The organism is Frankia sp. ACN1ag (genome assembly GCF_001414035.1).
Taxonomy (GTDB): Bacteria; Actinomycetota; Actinomycetes; order Frankiales; family Frankiaceae; genus Frankia; species Frankia torreyi.
The window spans coordinates 39,860-60,771 of the sequence record NZ_LJPA01000036.1 but is presented as its reverse complement, the minus strand read 5'-3'; the positions used below and the strand labels follow the sequence as shown (position 1 = coordinate 60,771).

General features: G+C 72.9%; 9 protein-coding genes and 1 pseudogene. 1 reads left to right on the top strand and 9 read right to left on the bottom strand.

All coding sequences use genetic code 11. The features are described 5' to 3' along the window. Positions 1–387: 387 nt before the first annotated feature. From UK82_RS33160 to UK82_RS25315, 3 genes are all read right to left on the bottom strand, one after another. Positions 388–2,901: a hypothetical protein gene (locus tag UK82_RS33160; protein WP_152990018.1), complete on the bottom strand. Its 2,514-nt coding sequence runs from the start codon at positions 2,899–2,901 to the stop codon at positions 388–390. A gap of 1,479 nt (positions 2,902–4,380) precedes the next feature. Next, the gene (locus UK82_RS25320; protein ID WP_055409756.1) at positions 4,381–5,847 is read right to left on the bottom strand and encodes a hypothetical protein; all 1,467 of its coding nucleotides are present in this window, start codon (positions 5,845–5,847) and stop codon (positions 4,381–4,383) included. Further along, positions 5,844–6,224: a hypothetical protein gene (locus UK82_RS25315; RefSeq protein ID WP_044887775.1), complete on the bottom strand. Its 381-nt coding sequence runs from the start codon at positions 6,222–6,224 to the stop codon at positions 5,844–5,846. The genes UK82_RS25320 and UK82_RS25315 overlap by 4 nt, the downstream gene beginning before the upstream one ends. Before the next feature lie 424 nt (positions 6,225–6,648). Between UK82_RS25315 and UK82_RS34450 the strand changes: the two genes are divergently transcribed. Continuing rightward, positions 6,649–8,793: an Hsp70 family protein gene (locus UK82_RS34450; protein ID WP_055409752.1), complete on the top strand. Its 2,145-nt coding sequence runs from the start codon at positions 6,649–6,651 to the stop codon at positions 8,791–8,793. Positions 8,794–8,944: 151 nt separating this feature from the next. Here UK82_RS34450 and UK82_RS25305 read toward each other — a convergent pair whose 3' ends face one another. The 6 genes and pseudogenes from UK82_RS25305 to UK82_RS40085 all read right to left on the bottom strand — a co-directional run. Further along, on the bottom strand, positions 8,945–9,718 hold the full coding sequence (locus UK82_RS25305) for a DUF6461 domain-containing protein (protein ID WP_055409750.1): 774 nt from the start codon (positions 9,716–9,718) through the stop codon (positions 8,945–8,947). Between the two features lie 79 nt (positions 9,719–9,797). Continuing rightward, positions 9,798–10,814 (bottom strand): annotated as a pseudogene (locus UK82_RS40095) (AAA family ATPase); the annotation flags it as partial. Position 10,815: 1 nt separating this feature from the next. After that, a partial coding sequence (locus UK82_RS25300) for a right-handed parallel beta-helix repeat-containing protein (RefSeq protein ID WP_236706423.1) occupies positions 10,816–13,307 on the bottom strand: 2,492 nt, incomplete at its 3' end. A 25-nt stretch (positions 13,308–13,332) separates the two neighbouring features. Continuing rightward, positions 13,333–14,778 carry a hypothetical protein gene (locus UK82_RS25295; protein ID WP_152990017.1) on the bottom strand — a complete coding sequence of 482 codons (1,446 nt, stop codon included), beginning with the start codon at positions 14,776–14,778 and terminating at the stop codon, positions 13,333–13,335. A gap of 3,566 nt (positions 14,779–18,344) precedes the next feature. Then, on the bottom strand, positions 18,345–19,757 hold a 1,413-nt coding region (locus UK82_RS40090; RefSeq protein ID WP_236706422.1), incomplete at its 3' end, for a hypothetical protein. Positions 19,758–19,847: 90 nt separating this feature from the next. Then, positions 19,848–20,906: hypothetical protein (locus tag UK82_RS40085; RefSeq protein WP_236706421.1), on the bottom strand; the 1,059-nt coding region annotated here is incomplete at its 3' end. Positions 20,907–20,912: the final 6 nt, after the last annotated feature.

Here is a 20,912-nt window from a genome sequence, read left to right as displayed (position 1 = left end):
CCGCATCAGCGGCGCTCGCTCGTCGCCGCCACGTAGCTCCAGCCCCCGCAGCCTGATCTCCCCGTCGGCGACGAGCAGGGTCCCCCCGGGCGGCACCTCGATCACGACGCTGCCCGGGCCCTCGCGCGCGACCAGGGTCACGTCCCGGGAGAAGACGAGTGACTCCCGGTACAAGCCCGGGCCCAGCGCCACCGTGCCGCCCGGATCGGCGACGGCCAGCGCCCGGGCGATCACCGCCGCGCCCTCGGCCGGCGCGACGAGGTCAGACCGGACGGCTGCGGTCATCGCGAGGCTCCCTGGGTCTCGGCGTGGCGGGGTGGCTGTGGGGCGGAGTGGCTGTGGGGCGGAGTGGCTGTGGGCGGAGTGGCGGAATGGCGGGGTGGCGGGTCACGTCGTCGCGGCCGGTCCCAGGGCGTCGGCCAGGCGCGCGCCGTCGGGTGCGAAGGGGCGGCCGCCGGCGCCGACGCCGAGGGCGAACCGCAGTCGCTCGGGCAGCGCACCGTCCGGGCCGTCGGGCGCAGCCGCCCCGCTCGTGGCGGGAGACCGCCCGGCGAGGACGTCGCGCAGCCGCCCGAGCGCGCGCTGCGCCAGCGCGTCGTCGACGCGGCCACCGACCACCTCGCGCAGCAGCACCCGCGTGGGGGTCTCGCCGACTCCGGCGTGGCCGTCCTCGGCGTCGGTCGGCCGGTCGACGCCGAGGACGACGAACCGGGTGCCGGCCACGAACAGGGCCTCGCGCGACGAACCGCCCGGTGTCGCGTCCGCACCGAGCCACGTCGTCCGGCGGGCCGTCGAGGACCAGATCACGTATTCCACGGTGCGTCCCGGCAGCTCCCAGGGGGCCGTCGACACCTCGAGGAAGGCGGGTTCGACGAGCATGTCCCCCGGCCGGTGACGCACGACCACGTCCGGGCTCGCAGCCGCCGGGCGGAACACCGGACCCACCACGGCCGGCAGCCGACCGAGGCCGGCCTGGACGCAGCGGGCCAGCAGGATCAGGCCGTCGTCGTCCTGCCGCCGTTCGGCGCTGCGCAGCGCCGCGTTCACCGACCGGTCGGCGGAGTCGAGCCGTCCCGCCGCCGAGAGATAGGCGCGGACCGCGACCAGCCCGGCCAGCAGGTCGTCCGCCCCGGCTCCCGCCCGCAGGCCCGGTTGCAGGGCAAGGGCGCCCATCACGGCGCGTGCGTGCGTCTCGTAGCGCCACCCGAGCAGCGTCCGCAGCCGGTCCCGGTCCTCCGCCGTCACCCGCGGCAGCACCGCGAGCCAGGGCAGGAGGTGCCCGGTGTCAGCCCGGTCCGCGCCGAAGCCGCCACCGGCGGCGTCCCGGCCGGAGCGGCCTCTCTCGAAGCGGCCGTCATCGAAGCGGCCATCGCCGGTGACCTGGCGGGGGACGCGGGCCGCTTCGTGGCTCCCCTCCGCGGCGCTGTCGGCGGGCATGGCCTCGGTCGGGTCGAGCGGAGGCGGTGCGGCACCGGGGACGCGGTGGGGGCCCGCCGCCAGGTCCCGGCCGTGGCCGAGAGCTTCCTCCAGCGCGGAATCCACCGCGGATCCGACCGGGGCCGCCCCGGGCCGGGCGGGAGTGCCATCGGGCGGCATCCGCTGGTACCAACGCGGGCCGGGCTGCGCCCCGCCACCCATGTCGGCCACCGGATCCGCGCCCCGCGAGAGCCCCTGCGCCGGCGACTGCCCGACCGGAGCGGAGAGCTCCGAGGAACCGGACACAGGGTGCGGTGACGCAGGAGGCGATGCAGGTGGTGGCTGGGATGCAGGAGGTGGCTGGGATGCAGGAGGTGGCGGGGATGCAGGAGGTGGCGGGGATGCAGGAGGTGGCGGGGATGCGGGTGGCGGCGAGGCGGGGACCGGAGGTGACCAGGGGGTCGCCGTGGGAAGGGAGCGCCGGATGACACCGGGCATCGGACCGGGAGCTGACGATCCCCCCGCAGCCGGCGAGGCAAGCGACGCAGGTAGCGGCACCGGCGCGGGGAGCGGCCTGGTTTCAGGCGGTTCAGGCGGTTCAGGCGGTTCGGATAGTCCGGATGGTTCGGATGGTTCGGATGGTTCGGATGGTTCGGGCGTCCGAACGAGTGGAGTGCCGCGCTCGCCCGCGCGCGCCGCTGCGGGCCACCCGTGCGGCAGCCATGGGCCGACGGACGAAGACGCTTCCGCTTCGCTCTGCCCCTCCGCCGGTACCGACCATCGATGGAACGACGTTCCGGTGATCGCCCCGCCCGGCAGCAGCAGGACACCGGCGTCCGCGGTGTACACCGGGACACCGACCCCGGCGAGCAGCGCACGGACCAGGGCGGCCAGTCGGTTCGGTGCCGGCTGCGGATGCGCCAGGACCAGCAGCGGCCGGCCGCGCCACTCGGGACAGGCACGGATCAGCCGGGCCAGCAGCGCGGGCGGGACGGGGCGACCGTTGACCTGGAAGCCTGCCGGGCCGGTGCCCAGGTGAACGGTGAACATCCCGGGTGGGGCCACCGGCAGCCGCCGCATTGCTCCGGCCAGAGCCGGCTCGAAGAACCGGCCGGCGGCGGTGGCGAGGGTGCCCTCGAGCAGCCGCGCCAGGATCGGTTCCGTCGGCTCCGGCGGGGGCGTTCCCTGCGCCCGTCCGGCGGGATCCCGCGGGGCCTGTGACGGCGAGGCCAGCAGCCGCGGCACCGGCCGGCCCGCGGCGCTCCATCCGACACTCGTCTCGGGGGGCAGCCAGCCGGCGACCGCGGCGAGGGGAACCGGACCCGACCCCGCCCCGGGGCCCGGGTGATGCTCGACGGCCTCGGTCTCGTCGTACCGGTCAGCCCAGTCGCGCCAGGCGTCGGTGGCAGGAGGTACCGCCTCGGTGGCACGCACAGCCTCGGTGGCAGGCTCGGCACCGACGAGATAGCCGGTGGCGAGGCTCATGACGTAGCCGGCTTCATAGTCAGGTCCTCACGAGGTCCGGACCCGCGCCGAGGCCCCGCGCGGTCACGGCGCGTCCGGGGCGGCGGACTGGCCCGCCGGCGGGACGACCCACGCGGCTTCGTCCTCCCGCCGCCGACTCAGCACGGTCGCCAGCACGCGGTGCAGGACGACCTCGTCGATCCGCTCGGCCGGTTCGCCGTGCTCCAGGTGCCACCGGAACCCCTGCTCCGGCGCGATGCCGTACGCACGCAGGTAGTAGCCGACGGCGTCGGTCCACACCCACCGGCCGTCCGTGCGAAACGTGCCCGGCACGACGTCCCCCTGGGCCGGGTCGAGGACGTCCGGCATCGGCGCGGAGCCATCGAAGAGGGCGACGCCGTTGTCCAGGTAGCCGAGCAGGCGGGCCCGAACGGCCACGTTGGTGATCCGGGGCCGGTCCGGGGCGAAGCGCGGGCCGGTGACCGGGTCGGCCGCGTCGAACACTCGGGCGACCGACACGCCGAGCGCCGGTTCACGCGACCAGAGCAGGGCGCCACACATGCGGGCGAGGGTCTGGTACGAGGGCGTGTCGGTACCCACAACGCTCACCTCGACCTGCGGGTCGGGCTCCCCGGCGGCGACCAGCGCGGTCTGCAGCCGTGAGGTCACCTCGACCGGTGGTCGCGTACCCGCCTCGATCGTGACCGCGAAGACCCGCTTGGGCGGCGCCCAGGGCTCGCCCGCGGCCGAAACCCGCCAGGTCCGCCACAGGCCGGCGGCGTCCGGCTCGGCCAGGATGGCCGCGAGGATCGCCTGTTCGGTGTCGGCCAGCTCGGCTGGCCCCACGCCGGTGGTCAGGTCGATGGGCAGGGATGCCGCCGTCCCGTCGGCGTAGGGATCACCGGAGCGGAACTCCCAGGCGGTCGGGAGCCGTTCGGCGATGGGCAGGACATCCAGCGCTCCCAGCAGTCCGTCCTTCTCCTGCCCGGCGGCCCTGAACTCCTCGCGGGCCAGCCCGATCTCGGCGCCGCCCACGTCGAGCAGGCCGGTGGCCACGGCGAGCGTGACCGCCTGGGCGATGTCGAACCGCTGGCCCTGCGCCAGCCAGAACCGCGCCGTGCTGATCAGCTCGTCGGGCAGGAAGCCGGCGAGGCCGAGCAGCGCCCGATGNCAGGCGTCGGTCATCCATGCGTCACGAGCATCGGAAGCGACACCGTCGACGCCTCCCACCGACACGACGCTTGTCGGGGCCTCGGTCACCAGAACCTCCAGACTTGCCTGAACAGCGTGCCGTCGGGCCCACCGCCGCGGGCCCCTTGGCCGGAGCACGGTCCTGCCGGGCCGCCTGGTTCACGGGTGGGGCACCCACCGGGCACTCACGGACCGGATTCGCAGGGCTTCGAGGGGTGGAGAAATGCGGGCTCCGCACCCCACCACGGCGTGGCTCCTACACCGGGCTGATCGTCACACCGGGCTGGTCGTCTACACCGGGCTGGTCATCTACACCGGGCTGGTCGTCGTTCCCGCGGGCGTCGGCGTCCCCGACGCCTCGATGTTCTGGCCCTGGCTGTCACCCGGCCCGGGCAGGGGCTGGCCCTGGCTCACCTGGAGCGTCCCGTCCGGCCCGCCGTTCACGATGCCCGACAGTGCCCCCACCGGCTGCTGACCCTGCGGCGTCAGCGGCTCGACCCCCTCCATCCGCTCGCCCGGTACCTGCGTCTTCGGGTCCATCGGATCCAATGCCTCCGTTCGCACCCGCATCTCGCCGGACACGGGCGTCGTCGTTCCCGCGGGCGTCGGCGTCCCCGACGCCTCGATGTTCTGGCCCTGGCTGTCACCCGGCCCGGGCAGCGGCTGCCCCTTGCTCACCTGGAGCGTCCCGTCCGGCCCGCCGTTCACGATGCCCGCCAGTGCCCCCGGCGACCTCATGGACTCGACCTGCCCGAGCATCCTCGTGCGCGACGGCTGCACCATCGTCGACAGACTGTCCCGGCTCCGCGTCAACGGATCCGAGAGCCGGTTGACCGTGCCCTCGATCGGCTTCCCGGCCTGGGGCTTCTCCGACCGTCGGAACCGCTTCTGCGCGCGCTTCCCCGACACGCCGTCCAGCCTCTCCGTCGCGGTCTGGTAGGCGTCGCTGAGCGTGCCGGCGAGGTCCTTGGCCCGTGCGTCGAGCGTGTCCAGTTCGCCGAGGATCCGATTGGTCACGGCGGCGCTGGCGGCACTCCACACGGCGGCCTGGGCCAGATCGCCGCTGAAGTCGGCCATCCCGCTCGGAAGCCCCCCCACGGCCGACGAGGAGTAGCCGGCGAGAACCTGCGCCACCGTCTGCGTCGTCACCGGCTGGCCGAACAGGTACTTCTGCATGTTGGCCGCGATGCCGTTGATCCCGTCGGCGGCCGAGTTGTGCAGGGCCGATTCCCAGTAGGCGCCGGCCATCCCCCGACCGAACGCGGCCAGCGCCTCGCCCACGTCGTGCAGCGCGGAGGCGATCGGTGGCGGACCGGACAGCTTGTCGTAATAGCCGGACAGGCCCGAGGCCAGCCCCCCCACCACGGTGGAGATCTCCTGCGCGGCGCTCCCCGAGGTCAGTGCATCGCCGTCACCGAACAGCAGGGCAGCGTTTCTCGTGTCGCCGTTGGCGGCGCTCAGGTGGTCGGTGTGCAGCCGCACCGTCTGCTCGGCGTCCCGCAGCCGCCGGACGTCCATGAGGCCCAGGGTCCCGGCGGACAGCTCGTCGGCGACGTCGTCCAGGCTCGACACCGCGGACCCCCAGTCCGCCAACGCCTGGAGGTTGAGGCCGACGGTGAAAAGCGGGCTGCCGAAGGGGGCGTAGGTCCACCATCCCGGGCTGCCGAAGGTGATCCAGCCGTCCGCCGGAGACGCGGCGCCCCGCAGATCCACCCGAACACCCGTCACAGCCGCCAGTGCGGAGGCGAAGTCGGTCAGCGTCTCCGAAGCGCTCACAACGCGCCAGCGCCCTCGTTCCGGGCGTGGACGGCGCCCAGTGGATGCCCTACCACCTGGTCGAACTGCCCGGCGGTGGCCGCAGCCAGGTCCTCCACGTCGTTGAAGATCGACCGCCCCTGCGCGAGGGCGGTGCTCAGGTCGCCCAGCCCCGTCTTCAGGGAATCGTTGTTCTCGCTGATCAGACCGAACAGCGCGGTACCCGCGCCGACCAGATCGACGGCCGGCTGCCAGGTCTGACCGCTCGGTTGCAGTTGCACGTCAGCCGTCAGCGCCAGCGGACCGGCGGCGCCGTCCCCAAGCTCCTTCAGGGCCGCACCAAGCTGGGTGATCAACTGATCGTACTTGCCCGAATCGAATCTAATGGTGCCGCTCATCACAGTCCTCGTCCCATGCTCGCAACACGGTGCAGCGAGCGTCCCCGGTTCACGGCATGCCCGCGGACGACCTTGGAGGCACCACCTTGGTGGGTGCGTTTCCGCGGCGGCGACCATGGCCACCCGCTCACGCTCCCCTTTACCGGAAAGGGACCCGGACAGAAGGTAGCTGATAGATGAAATGTAAGCGACGGTAGCGTCGACGACAGAACGGAGACCGCCGACTCCCACCGGTCGGAACACTCTCGACCTGCCCGGTCTGCCCAGCTCGGAAGCCCTTTCCTGGAAACGGTGCCGCCAGCCGGCGATCAATGGTCCCGGGGCGCACTAGACCCTGGCCTTTTCCCCGGAGTAGCTTGCTGGAGGTAGACATTTCGGGAGGTTCCATGCGATCGGTCGTCACGCCTGTGCGGAGTCCGGCACGGTGACGTACGGCCTCGGAATCGATCTCGGGACCACCTTCACGGCGGTGGCGATCGGGTGGTCCGACCGAACAGAGATGGTCAGCCTCGGCAATCGCAGCATCGTCGCCCCCACGGTCGTCTACGCCGGCCGCAACGGGCCGCTGCTGACCGGCGACGCCGCCGAACGCCGCGCCGTGCAGGAACCCGACCGGGCGGCGCGGGAGTTCAAGCGACGGCTGGGCGATCCCACTCCGGTGCTCCTGGGCGAGGCCCCGTTCTCGCCGGCGGCGCTGCTGGCGGCGATGCTGCGCGACGCGGTCGACAGCGCGGTCCGCCTGCAGGGATCGCCCCCGGAACGGATCGTCCTCACCCGGCCGGCCGTGTGGGGCCCCTACCGGTTGGAGCAGTTCGACGAGGTGCCCCGGCTGGCCGGGCTCACCGACGTTCCACTCGTGACGGAGCCGGTCGCCGCGGTGACCTACTATGCCGCCAGTCGGCAGTTGTCGGACGGCGACGTCGTCGCCGTGTACGACCTCGGCGGCGGCACGTTCGACGCCGCGGTGCTGCGGATGGAGGCGGGCCAGCCGCGGATCCTCGGCAACCCGGAGGGCATCGAGTGGTTGGGCGGCGCCGACTTCGACGAGGCGATCGTCCACCACGTCGACCGCGCGCTGAACGGCGCCGTCTCCGCGGCCGATCCCGGTGATCACGACACCGCCGTCGCGCTGTGGCGGCTGCGGCAGGAATGCGTCCTGGCCAAGGAGGCCCTCTCCGCCGATGAGGACACCGTCATCCCGGTGTTTCTGCCCGGCGCAAAGCACGAGGTGACGCTTGGCCGGGCGCAGTTCGAGGAGATGATCAGGCCTGCAATCGATTCCACCGTGGAGGCATTGCACCGTGCACTGAGTTCCGCCGAGGTCAAGCCCGGCGACCTGTCGGCGGTGCTGCTCGCCGGCGGTTCCTCGCGCATCCCCATGGTGGCCCGGACGATCGAGGCGGCGCTGCAGCGCCCCACGGTCGTCGACGCGCATCCCAAGCACGTCGTGGCACTCGGCGCGGCCCGGCTCGCCGCCGCGCAGCTCGCCCCCACCGCCCTCCCCCCGGCGACGATGGGACCGATCAACGGCACCGACACCCACGACGACTCCGACACCCACAACGGCTCCGACACCCACGACGGCTCCGACACCCACGACGACACTGGGGCCGACGACGGCTCCAGGGCCGACGACACCGGGGCCGACGACGAGGCCCAGGGCCGCCCCGCGGATGGCGGCGAGGGCGGGGGCAGGAGTGCTGCCGGGACGATCGACCCGACGGCGCGCGCGCGGGCGCGGCGCCGATGGCTGACTCTCGTCGGCGCCGTGGGCATGCTGGTGGTTCTCGCGGCGGGGACCACCGCGGTGGCGCTGAGTGTCGGCGACTCGGACCCGCCCGGCCTGGCCACCTCCATCGACGCCCAGGTGACCCCACCCCGCACTCCCCCGTCCCCGACCCGGCCGGCGGCATCGATGAGCGTCTCGCTGACCAGCGCCCCGGCGGCCACCTCCGACCCGCCGAGCCCGGCGGCCACCTCCGACCCGGCAAGCGACCCGGCAAGCGCCCCGCCGGTCGGGGCCACCCCGGCGGATCGGGCCGGCCGGCTCCCGACCAACCCGGCCAAGCCACTGCCGGCCCCTTCGGTGGCCGCTCCGAAGGCGGCCCCGGCACCGGCGCCCGCCCCGGCACCGGCACCGGCACCGCGGGTGACGGCTGCCCCCGCGGCCCCACCGCAGACCTCCTGGACCTACGTCAACGTCTCGACCAGCCTGTGCCTGGACAGCAACGCCTCCGGGTCGGCCTACACGATGGGCTGCAACGGCGGCGACTACCAGCGATGGAAACTGGTACAGGTGAGCGGCGGGTACCACCTCACGGACGTCGCGACCAACCTGTGCGCGGGGGCCCGCGCCAACCCCGCGACGGATGGCACCAAGTATCAGGGCTCGGTGTTCACCACGACCTGCACCGGCCAGAACAGCCTGACCTGGGTTGCCGCCACCAACTCGTTCGGCTATCAGTTCACGAACGTGGCCACGGGTGAATGCCTCGACAGCAACGGCCAGGGCCGCCTCTACACCCAGGACTGCAACGGGGGAAACTTCCAGCACTGGTCCCGGACTTAGGTTGTGGTTGTGACCTTGGGGGGTCGGGTGCCTCGATCCTGACCGTCGAGGCGTGCAGGGCACGATCGTGGAAGTCGAGGTCGCGCCCGGCAGCGTGGTGCGGTTCCGCGGGACCGCGCCACCCCGCTCGGTTCGACCCCGGCCGCAAAGGTCACGGCGTGTCCCCACCTTCGACCCTCTTCTGGCCCATCCCCGTGAGCCCACCCGGGGGGGACACCTCGGCACGGTCGTGCAAGGGCGATGACGGTATCGGCGCACGTGGGCCGAGGGTGCCGAGGTATCGGCCGAGCGGAACGGGTTGCCTGGGTTCCCCGGGGCGCACGAGGGGGAGATCGACTGCCGGTGCGGAGCGCGGGCGACCATCCTCGGGCAGGATGGCGGTGAGCAGTGGACGGGCCAGCATGTCGGCGGTGAGCTGGCCCCCGACGTGGTCGCCGATGGCCCGCAGAGCGGCGATGACCTTCGACTGGTCGGGATGGGCGGCCCGGTGGCGTTCGACGGCACCCCAGAAGGGATGGGCGCCGACGGCACGCTGGGTGTCGGGAACCCCGAGCTCGAAGCTCTCGCGGGGTTGCCCGTCGACCCAGTACCGGAGCACGTGCAGCGCCTTGGCGGAATCGTTGACGGCCACTGTCTGCGTGCCGCGGGACAGCGCGGCGAGGGTGCCGGACATGATGCCTTCGACCCCCATGGTCTCGAAGCCGAACGCCCAGTCCCCGAGGGATCCACTGGCGAGAATGGAGCGGTCGGCGCCGGGCTGGCCGACGGCGTAGGTCTCGCCGATGGCAAGGAGGCGGGCTGCCGTCGGATCGGCCCCGTAACGCTCGACCAGGTTCCAGGGGGTCACGCCGAGGGTGAAGGTGAGGCAGAACGGCCGGTAGCGGACGACGGCCTCCCACCCGTGTTTTAGGGGCGACTGGGTCATTCCACACTCCGGATCTGACCACTATGGCCGGTGAGCATCCAATGGCCGGTGAGCATCCAGGCGACGTCCCCGGGATTCCTCAGCGGGCCAGGGCCGCCGTCACGTCGCCCGGGAGAAGGTTCTGCAGGTCGTCCACGGTCGGATCGGGCATCTTCCGCAACCGGCTCGCCTGCCGGGTGACGGCCTTGTCCAGAAGCTGGCGGGCGTAACGGCCGTTGCCGAACGTCTCGTCCCGGCGCAGCGTGTCGAAATGCTTCCGGAGCACCTGCAGGGTGCCGCCGTGGGGCTCGTAGCCACCGGCGCGGGCGAGATTCTCGAAGATGGCCACCAGCTCGTCCGCCGAGTAGGAGGCGAAGCGGATCTGATGGCTGAACCGGGACGCCAGGCCCGCGTTGCTCGCCAGGAACTGCTTCATGTCACCGGTGTAGCCGGCGGCGATGACGACGATCTCGTCCCGGTGATCCTCCATCAGCTTCACCAGCGTGTCGATCGCCTCCCTGCCGAAGTCGTCGCCCTGGCCGCGGGAGGAGGACAGCGCGTAGGCCTCGTCGATGAACAGGATGCCGCCACGGGCCTTGTTGAACACCTCCGTCGTCTTCACCGCGGTGTGGCCGACATACTGCCCGACCAGATCGGCGCGGGACACCTCGACCATCTGCCCGGTGCGCAGGACGCCCATCGCGGCCAGCAGCTCGCCGTAGAGGCGGGCCACCGTGGTCTTCCCGGTCCCGGGCGGCCCGGCGAAGACCAGGTGCCGGGACATCGACGGGGCCGGCAGGCCGGCCTCCGCGCGGGCCTTGGCCGAGGCGATGAGATCCACCAGGTCGGCGACCTCGCGCTTGACCTCGTCCAGTCCGATCATCGCGTCGAGCCGCTGCATCAGGGCGTCGACCACCTGACGCTGACCCGCCGCCGCGTCCCGCCCGCGGGCGGCGGTCTCCGCCAGGTCCTCCGGCAGCAGCCTGGCGAGTTCCAGCTCCGGCGCGTCCGGGGTGGTCGCCAGCCGGTACGCCTGGCGACCCAGCATCTCCTCGAACACCTGGCGCGCGGCCCGGGCGTTGCCGAAGGTCTCCGTCCGCGGCAGGGTGTCGAAATGNCGGCGCAGGGCCTCCTGGGTCTCGTACTCCAGCGCGTAGTGGTGCTTGCGGCAGAGCCGCTCGACGATCGTGACCAGCTCGGCGCTGGAGTAGCTCTCGAACTCGATGGTCTTGGAGAAGCGGGAGGCCAGGCCGGGGTTGGCGGCGAGGAAGGTGCGCATCTGCGGCGAGTACCCGGCGACCACCACGACGAGCTCGTCGCGCCGGTCCTCCATCAGCTTCACCAGCGTGTCGATCGCCTCCCGGCCGAAGTCGTGCCCGCCGCCGTCCGTCGGCGACAGGGTGTACGCCTCGTCGATGAACAGCACGCCGCCGAGCGCCGACTCGAACTTGGCGGTGGTCTTCACCGCCGTCCCGCCGACGTGCTCCGCGACGAGGTCCGCGCGGGCGACCTCCACCATCTGCCCGCCGGGCAGCACCCCGAGGGCGGCCAGGATCTTCCCGAACAGCCGGGCGATGGTCGTCTTGCCGGTTCCCGGCGGCCCGGCGAAGACGAGATGCCGCGACATCGGCGGCGCGTGCAGCCTGGCCTCCTGGCGCCGCTTCGCCACCTGGTGCAGCCCGACGAGCGTGGCCACCTCCCGCTTGACGCCCTCCAGGCCGACCAGCGCGTCCAGCTCCGCCAGCAGCGCGGTCACCGGGTTCGAGCCGCCCGGCGGGTCGGCGGCCGGCCCGCCGCCGGCGGAGCCCGGGTCCGGGCGGGAATGCTCCTGCTGGACGGCGATCGGACCGCCCGCATCCTCCTGCGGCACGGCGGGAGGCGATGTGCCCGCGGGGTTCCCCGACGGGGACGGCGGGGAGGGGTCCTGCGTCCGAGTCGGGTCACCCCCCGCGGGGGACTGTGGTCCGTCGGCCGACGGCGGTGCCCAGCGCGAGGCGGCGTCGGCATCCCGATCGTCGGCGCGGGGGCCTGCGGGCGCGGGGAGCTCGACGTTGTTGTGGCCGGTCTCGACGCCGCTGATGCGCAGCTCCGTGGTGGGCGTCGCGGTCCGCACCGCCTCCCCGCCGTTGCCGCGCATCACGCCACCCTGGATGACGACCGGCCTGTTCGTCTCCACCAGTACCCCGGGCCCGGCGTTGCCGACGAGTTCGGCGTCACAGACCGTCGCCTGGGTGCCGGGTTCGAGCACGAGCCCCGGGCCGGCCGTGCCGTGCACGCGGATGCGGGACAGGTTCGGGTGGGCGGCGTCGCGGACCAGGATGCCGGCGTCGCGCGCGCCGTCGACCTCGACGCCGGCGACCGAGGGCCGCGCCGCCGCGGTGATCTCGATGCCGATCCGGCACTGCGTCAGCGTGGAGTTGTGCAGCTCGGTCGTGGCCGCCCCCGCCAGCCGCACCCCGGCCCGGCTGGCACCACGCACGCGGCCGTCCTCGAACCGGCCGGCACCGCCGGCGGCGTGCAGCCCGTAGGCGACGTCGTCGAGGTCGAGTCCGCCGAGCAGCGGCGCGGCCGAGCCCTCGATCGACACCCCGATCGGGCTGCCGTGGACGCGGACACCGCGCAGCTGCGCCGTCGACTCGCCGAGCAGCAGGACGCCCACGTCGCCGCAGTCGGCGACCTCCCCGCCGACGAGGACCGGCCGGGCCGCCTCGTCGGCGACCACCCCGGCCGCGCCGCTGGCCCGCACGATGCAGTGGCGCAGTTCGGCGGCCGAGCGGCCGGTGGCGTGCAGCCCGTGGCCGGCCGAGTTCTCGATCAGGCACTCGACGAGGGACGGCGCGGCCTGCTCCACGGTGATCACGCCGTGCGCGGTCGCCTCCCGCAGTCGGCACCGCTCCAGAACGGGCTGGGCCCGGTCGGCGACGTAGAGGCCGACCTGGCCGCCGTCGATCTGGGTGTCGACCAGCCGCAGCCGGCTGGCCTGCTGCACGAGGACGGCGACGCTGCTCGCCGAGCTGATCCGGGAGCCTTCGATCCGCGGTGTCCCGGTTCCGGTCGCCACGACCCCGAACCCGTCGAGGCCCGCGAAGGTGCAGTGCCGGAACGTCGGCTCCGCGCCGCCCGCCACCACGAGGGCGGGTCCGCCGGTCGCCTCCACGGCGACCTCGGTGAACTCGGCGACGCCGGCGTCGACCACCACCCCGGGACCGTTCGCGTTCCCGATCCGGCCGGCGCGCACCCCGACCCGTCCCCCGCGCACATGGATGGCCGCGGACGCGGTGGCCTCGAGCTGGCAGTTGTCCAGCCCCAGCCGCCCGCCCGCCGCCTGCACCAGCGGCAGCTCCTCGTCGCCCCCGCGCACGGTCAGGTCCCGCAGCCGGATATCACCACCCGCGCACAGCAGGGCCGATCCGGGCGGCACCTCGATCACGACGCTGCCCGGGCCCTCCTCCGCGACCAGGACCACGTCACGGGTGAAGACGAGCGACTCCCGATACACCCCCGGCCGGACGGCCACGGTGTCCCCGGGACCGGCCGCGACGAGCGCGCGCGCGATCGCGGTCACACACTCGGCGTCCGTGGCGGAGACGGACAGGACGGCTGCGGTCATCGCTGGCTCCTTGAGCTCGAGCAGGTCATGACGCGTCGACGGAGGCGAGGGGCTCCTCGTCCAGGAGCGCCACCCCCATCTGCGGCACGACCCACACCGCGTTCTCCTCCTGCCGCGGGTTCAACAGGTGCGCGAGCACCCGGTGCAGGGCCACCTCGTCGACCGGCAGCAATCCGTCGGCCGTCAGCGACCCGTCCACGGTCAGCGACCCGTCCACCGACGGCGACCCGTCCACCGGCGGCGACGGGTCGAGCGCCGGGCCTCGCGCCTCGGCCACGTGCCGCATCAGGTCCGGGTCCGGGGCGAGGCCATGCTCGTCCAGGTAGTAGCTGGTCGCGTCGGTCCACACCCAGCGGCCGTCCGTGCGAAACGTCATGGGCACCACCTCGCCGCGGGCCGGGTCGACCACGTCGGACATCAACGAGGAGGTGTCGAGAATCGGCACGCCGGCGTCCAGGTAGCCGAGCAGGTCATCGCGAAGCCCCAGGTCGTCGATGCGCGGCCGGTCCGGGTCGAACCGGGGGCCGTCGACCGGGTCGACCTCGTCGAACGTCCGGGCCACCGACACCTCGACGGCCGGCTCACGCGCCCACAGCAGGGCGCCCGACATCTGCGCGAGGCGCTGGTAAGGGGGCGGTTGTTCGCCCGCCGTGCACACCTCCACCTGCGGTGCCGGCTCGCCGACGGCCAGCAGCGCGGTCTGTAGCCGCGCCGCCAGGGCCGCCGCCGGGCCCGACCGCGGCTCGGCCGTGACGACGAACACCCGCTTCGGCGGCGGCCAGGACGACCCCGCGGCCGGAGCCCGCCAGGAGCGCCACAGGCCGACGGCGTCCGGCTCCGCCCCGACCGCCTCGACGACGACCGCCTCGACGTCCCCCAGCGCGACCGCCGCGTCCGGGGCGGTCAGGTCGAGCGGCAGCACCGCCGCCGGCCCACGCGCGTCCGCGTCGGCGGCGGAGCGGAACTGCCAGGCGCTCGGCACCCGCTCGCCGGGCGGCAGCGCGTCGAGCACTCCCACCATGTCGCCATCGCCGTCGCCCGCGCCGTCGCCCGCGCCATCGCCGTCGCCCGCGCCGTCCTGTCCGCCGGCGGTCAGCTCCTCCCGGGCCAGCAGGATCTCCTCGCCCCCGAGGCTGAGCTGGCCGACGGCCACGGCGAACGCGACCGCCCGCGCGAGGTCGAGCCGCCGGCCCGCGGCGAGCCAGGTGCGCGCCTCGGTGATCAGCTCGTCCGGCAGGTAGCCGGCGAGCCCCAGCAGCGCCCGATGCCAGGCGGCGACCATGGCGGCATCGTCCCCGACGCTGATCACGGTCATCCCGAGCGCCACTGTCACCTCACCGGCCTCGGGGACGTCCTCGCCCCCCAGGTCGGCACTGGCCGACGCCGACGCCAACGCCGATGGCGCCGTCGATGGCGCCACCGAGAGCGACAGCGGATGTGGCGGGAGTGGGCCTGCCGGGGTCTCGGTCATCTCCGCCTCCGTGAACCGTTCTCGCTGGGCCGCCCGGCTCCCGCGACCGCGGTGGCGGACCCTCTGCCGAGAACACGACGTCAGGAGGTCGGACGGTTCACGGCGTCCGGCTACTCGTCCGCGGGCCTGGTCCCGACGAGGCGCTGCAGGATCTCCTCGCCCCGACCTTCCAGGATGAGCTGCATGAAATTGATGCCCCGACGGGACTCGGCGAACTCCCTGACATCGTGCCCCGGACCGGACCGGTGGAATTCCCGGCCGAACGCGGCGGCCAGGCGGTCCGCGTCGCGAACGAAAGCCTGGTAGTGGGCGTCGACCGTCNGCGCCGCCGTCCACAGCATCACGATCTCGATCGGCGTGTCCCGGCCCGCCTCGGCCTGGGCGACGATCTCGTCCACCCCGATCTCCTCGACAGAGCGCAGGCTGCCGTCCCCGAGCGCCACGCCGAGACGACCGTCCGGCAGCAGGGGAAGATCAAGCATGAAAGCGTTGGCCGGAAGACCCTCAGCGCGAAGCTCGTACTGGTAGCGGTGGTCTCTCATCATGTCGGCGGTGGGCGCCGTCAGCCCGTTGCTGGTCATCCGCAGCCACGCGGGGGCGTCCGCCGCCCACAGCCGCCCCGCGGAGTCGGTCACCAACGGGTCCGGCCGACCGGCGGGCCTGTGCAGGACTTCCCAGGAGCCGCCGCCGTCCGCGAGGGCGGTGTGGTTCCCGATTGAGGTGACGTCGACCCCGCTGGGCGGCGCGAACACGAAGACATCCGCCGCCGCGCCGACCTGCGCCCACGCCCGCCGGCCCACCGGCGGGGCTTCGCCGTTCCCGTCGGATTCGACGCCCGGCAGGTTCTCGGCGACGATAAGGGGTTGACCGCGGCGCCACCCGTGGCCCTCCAGGTAGGCGGGCATCTGCGTCGGCGACATGACGTGCGACGTTCCGTCCAACCGCTCGATCACGAACTCGGGCTCGCCGGCCTGATTGCTCCGGACGTCGAATCCCCGCACCTCGAAGACATCATCGCGAGTCGCGAGATCCGCACGGTGGTTCATCGCGGACAGGTACGCCGCGGGCTGGGCCGCGGTCAGGCCCGTTCTCGTGCGCACCACGGCGTCGTCCTGACGCCGCCGCGCCACTCCGTTCTCCGAGACCCACTTGCTCGCGTCCTGCGCCGCCAGCGCCCCCAGCACCCGCCACTGCGTCGGCCGCCCCTGATCGTCCACCGCCCGCAGCCCGGCGGTCGCATCGTCGAGGGCGCCGTGACTGTTCTCGTCGAGGACGAGGACCTCCACCTCCTGGATGCGGGCGAAACGCTGGAGGTTCTGCTCCGACCGACCGGGGCCGCCCGGAGTCCACACCCGCAGATCCCTCCGGTGCGGACCATCGTTCGTCCATCCCCCGCGCATGAGGAGGTCCGACAAGGAGGGCAGCCGGGGTCCGAACCCGTACTCGTCGTCGACGTCCTCCACGAGAGGCGACCGACTGCCGTCGGCCATCGTCATCCCCAGTCCACCCTCGTGCGAGGGGAGAACCAGGTCGAAGACGCCAGCGACCCGACCGGCCTCGTCGGCCCGCGCCAACTGCTGTAGGCGAGGGAGCGAATCCAGATATTCCGGCAAGGTCAACGACGCCATCCCCGTGCTCCAGACCACCGGGCGCAACGAAGCCGGTGCCAGGGAACCGCTGTCCTCGGGCGCCAGCCACACCGGAGGCGTCACCACACCGCGGTGCGCGACCGTCTCCGGCCGCACGAGGTTCCAGCCACCTTCCAGGCCGTACCGCGCGGTCAGCCGGCCGCCCACCACCTCCTGCGCGACGCCTTCCTCCGGCAGCCAGAACTCCGCCCGCAGGTCGGCGGCGAAACCCTGCGCCTGCCTGCGCAGCGCCGCCGTCCGCGGCGGCGCCAGCACCAGCTGAGCCCACCACTGCGGTGACCCCACCGGCGGTCCGTCCGACGCCCACACCTGAACCGGCCCGCCCCGCCAGCCCGCCGCCGTCAGCATGTCCCGCAGCACCTCCGACGACAGCCGCACCGGCGCGCCACCCGCCCGCGGCCGCGCCGCCAGCGCGCCGTCGCCCGTCCGCGGCAGGAGCACCGTGGTCACGTACGGCTGACCCACCAGGCCTTCCGCCACCGCCTCCATCCCCCTGGCCACCACCAGGCCCCGCCCCGGATCGGCTCGAACGGCGAAATCCGCCATCTCCACCATCGGCCTCGGGCGCACGCGGTCACCGTCGCGCGCACCGTCCGAACCGGCGGGCTCCGTCTGGCCGCCGACGGTTTCCGCGGTCGGGACGTGTGCCATGGCCTGATAGTGATCGACGCCGTTGTACTGCACATACACGCTGGCCCGGGACTCATCGGACGACGGCGGATGGAGATGGTTGCTTCCCGTCAGGCCGGCGGACCCGGTCGTCGCGATCACCACGTCCAGATCGATCGCCTGAGCCACAATTTCCGGAACCCGGTCGAAGAACGGCGTCTGCCACCAGGCGGCGTCACGAATCGCCAGGGCCACCAGATCACTCACCGTCATCCCGACGAACTGTCCCCGGGGCCCCAGGCGCGCCAGCAACGGTGAAACCAACAGCAGGCGATTCCAGACATCATCGGTCGGCTCCCGGGTGACCGCCCTCTCCAGATCGTTGAGGAGACGGGCCGCCTCGCCCCGGTCCCGGCGGGACCGGGGCGTCTTGCCCCAGTTCCGCAGCGCCTCCAATCCCCCGAGAACGAAGTGCAGGCCCGGCAGGCCCAGACCCCGGGCCAGTTCGCGGACCACCCGAGCAGGACCACCCCCCAGCTCCGGCAGGTCGAGCGCGATCCGCAGTTCCTCCCCCGCCGGCCCCGTGAACCAGGCATGCGTATGCTCCCGCAGCCGCTGCACCGTCATCCTCGCCACCGGCGAACCGGGCGCCTGATCCCGGGCGCCCACGATGACCGACGTGAAATAGCACAGGCCGTCACCGGTAACCCGAAGAATCCGGAAGTCCCGACCATCGGCTGACACCGTGCCCACCGCCGGACCCGCCACCGAGGTCGGCTGGCCGACCTCGGGCTCCGGACGTGCAGCGAGATCCGATGGCTGAGCCGCGTCGGTCTGCTGGGGGGAGGCTGGCTGAACGGGGCCGGACGGCTGCACAGGACCGGGCGGATCTAGGGACGGGGTAGGGGGCGGTGTGGACCGCAGCCGGGTCAGACGGTCCCGCACGATGCGCCGGGCCGCCTCCACCGCATCCCGGACGGCCGCCGCCGAGGCCGGCGGGTTCGGCTCCTCCCCGGTCGGACTCGCCAGGGAAGGAACCTCCTGCCCCTGCCCCAGGGGCTCCACCCCGTGATAGCGGCTCAGCGACGTGTCCCAGTCCGGATGCTCGTACACCCGCACCACCTCCGCCGGGCCGGCCTCCACCGTGTCCCCGGAAACCCAGGCCACCGGAACGCCCAGCAGCCCCGGAACCACATCCCGACCGAACACCGCAACCAGCCCGCCGCCGTACGGCGAGTCCCCCCGCATCGCCGCGCCGAGCACCTGCGCCACTGACGGCACATGCCCCAGCACCCGGGCCTGTTCCCNCACCGCCGTCACCACCTCGGCCCGGCGCCGCCCCCGCGGCGACTGCGCCGACAGGTCCGCCACGCGCTCCCACATAGGATGATCCGGACGTTCGGCCAATGCCTCGGTGACCACCTCCCGCGCGCCCCGAGGGTCCCACTCCTCCTCGGGAACCAGCCCAGCCACCTCGGCGTCAGACAGAAGCTCGACGATCGTGGTGGCCACCGAACGATCATTGGACCGCTCGCCGCCGGCGGCGGGCGCGTCGGGCACAGCCTCACCGGGCACAGCCTCACCGAGCGCAGCCTTACCGAGCGCAGCCTTACCGAGCGCAGCCTCACCGAGCACAACCTCACCGAGCACAACCTCATCGAGCACAGCCTCATCGAGCACAGCCTTACCGAGCTCGGCCTGGATCGCCCCGGCCACCGGGCCGGGAGCGGTGCGCAGCAGTGCGTACAGTTCCGCCAGGTCATGCTCCGGATGCTGGCGCGCCGCGCTGTGCAGAACCGCCGTGAGCAGCCCCTCCTCGTCGTTCGGAGTACCACGTGGCACCGGCACCACCCGGCTGTGTCCCCCCGGTCCCGACCGCATGACGGTCCCCGGCCCCCGATAGGACGGCGGCTCCTGCGCCAGCTCGGCAGGCCGGATGGCCGGCGCAGCCAGCAGGTGGGTGGCCGCTTCGGTGATGAACCGCTCCGCCCGGGCCTCCCAACCCGCCCCCTGCGTCGGTTGAACCGGCACCGCGATGAAGGTGACACGCTGATCGGCGGCGACGCCCATGCGGTCCATCTCGGCCCGCAGCAGTCGAGCCAGCGGTCGCGGGGCGGCCGGTTCGAGGCCACGACGACTGGTCAACACCAGACGGCCGTCGAACTCGCTGCCGATGACCACCGGGAACGCACCGGCTTCGCGCGCCATGTCGATCAACTGACGCGTTTCCACCGCGAGATCCGTCGTGGACCAGGCGAGATCCGCCGACAGGAGATTCATGCCGCCCGCGGTGAACTCTCCGATCAGAGGTGACCACCTCAGCCGGGGCGCCTCCTGCCAGATGCCGTCGGTGTCGAAATCCGGTTCGTCGCGGTGCGTGGCATACACCGGCAGACCGAGCTCACCGCGCAGCAACGCGGCGTACCCGGTGCTCACCGGTCTGGGCCGCCGGAGGCCAGGCGGCTCGTCCAGGCCCCCGACACCCAGGTAGACCGCCCCGGTGAAGCCCGGCGGGGCCTGGGCCAAGATGATCGCGGCCAGTTGCTCGGGCGGGATCCGCAGCGTCCCGATCGACGGATGATGGCCGACCACGACGTCCCGGTGACCGTCGGCCAGCACCAGGAACCGACCCGGACGCCGCCTCGGCGTCGGCCCTCTCTCCCCGTCGTCAACCGACCGCAGATCGACCCCGTAGACACCGTGACCATCGATCAGCGGCACCGCCAGAAGATCTGCGGCCGACGCATCGGCCAGATACCACTCCGACGCGTCGGACTCCGGCCTCTCAAAACTGTGGTCGACGGGGACCANCACATTCGTCATGCTGTCCTGGATCCAATCCACGACCGGCGGATGTCCTCCACCCGCGGCCTCGGATCCCGCCTCCGCGATGATGGGAACCCACGACTCCGCGCTGAAGTCCTGCAGGTCCTCGACAAACGTGGCGTTGTGGCCGACATAGACGGGTTGGCCGTCGTGCGCCGCGGAGATCTCCGCGGCAAACCGTTCGAGAAGCACCCGATTCCCCCCGACTCGGGTCGTGATCAACCGTATCGGCGAGGCCGGCAGGGCTTCCTGCCCAGGCTGAAGGAAGGCATTGCGCAGAAATGCGTTCACCGTCTCGGCGTCGAGCGGATCCAGCCGCTCCGGTCGCCACGACGGCTCGTCCGACGGGCTCGTGTGCACCACCACGAGCGGCAAGCCGCCGGCGACCGGGGGCATGGCGTGCAGATTCTTGTACCAAGAGGCGATCTCGGCCCGTGCGGCGGGATCGGAGCTGCTCGCGCCGAACAGCAGCGCCCCGCTCTCGAACGACTGCACCCCGTGGTTATCCGTGATGCTCTCGACGAGTTGGGACCTGCCGTCGATCGTCAGATAGCTCGGGATCCCCCTTCCCGTAGGCGGGCGGACGATATTCAGTTCAAGCGGCCGCGCACCGGTCTCGCCCACCCCGCGCGCCCTGTTCTCCGGACGCACGGCTGGGCCGCCTGGAACGTCACGGCTCACGAACGGGTCCATCCCGAACTGAATCCGGACGACCGATCGGCCGAAGGCGGCGGCAAGACTCTCGGTGTCACGCGCGAAGTTCTGATCGGCGGCGGCGGAGTCGGGCGGTGGCGTCCAGAGCACCACCGTCCCGAACGGCTCGCGCCGCGCCGCCTCCGCGGCGGCCACGACCGTCTCCGTCCCGATCTCTGCGAGCGGGCGCACACTCCCATCTCCGAGGGTCACCCCGAGACCACCGTCCGGCAGCAGTGGAAGATCAAGCGCGAACACACCCGGCGGGTATCCCAGACTCGGTCTCAGATACTGCGTCAGGTTTCGCTGGGCGGTGACCTCGGTGGGGGCCGCCAGCCCGTTGCCGGTCATCTGTAG

Excerpts from the sequence above, each read along its gene's own strand:
- UK82_RS33160 (WP_152990018.1), bottom strand. The coding sequence starts at position 2,901 with ATGAGCCTCGCCACCGGCTATCTCGTCGGTGCCGAGCCTGCCACCGAG.
- UK82_RS25295 (WP_152990017.1), bottom strand. The coding sequence starts at position 14,778 with ATGACCGAGACCCCGGCAGGCCCACTCCCGCCACATCCGCTGTCGCTC.
- UK82_RS25305 (WP_055409750.1), bottom strand. The coding sequence starts at position 9,718 with ATGACCCAGTCGCCCCTAAAACACGGGTGGGAGGCCGTCGTCCGCTAC.
- UK82_RS25315 (WP_044887775.1), bottom strand. The coding sequence starts at position 6,224 with ATGAGCGGCACCATTAGATTCGATTCGGGCAAGTACGATCAGTTGATC.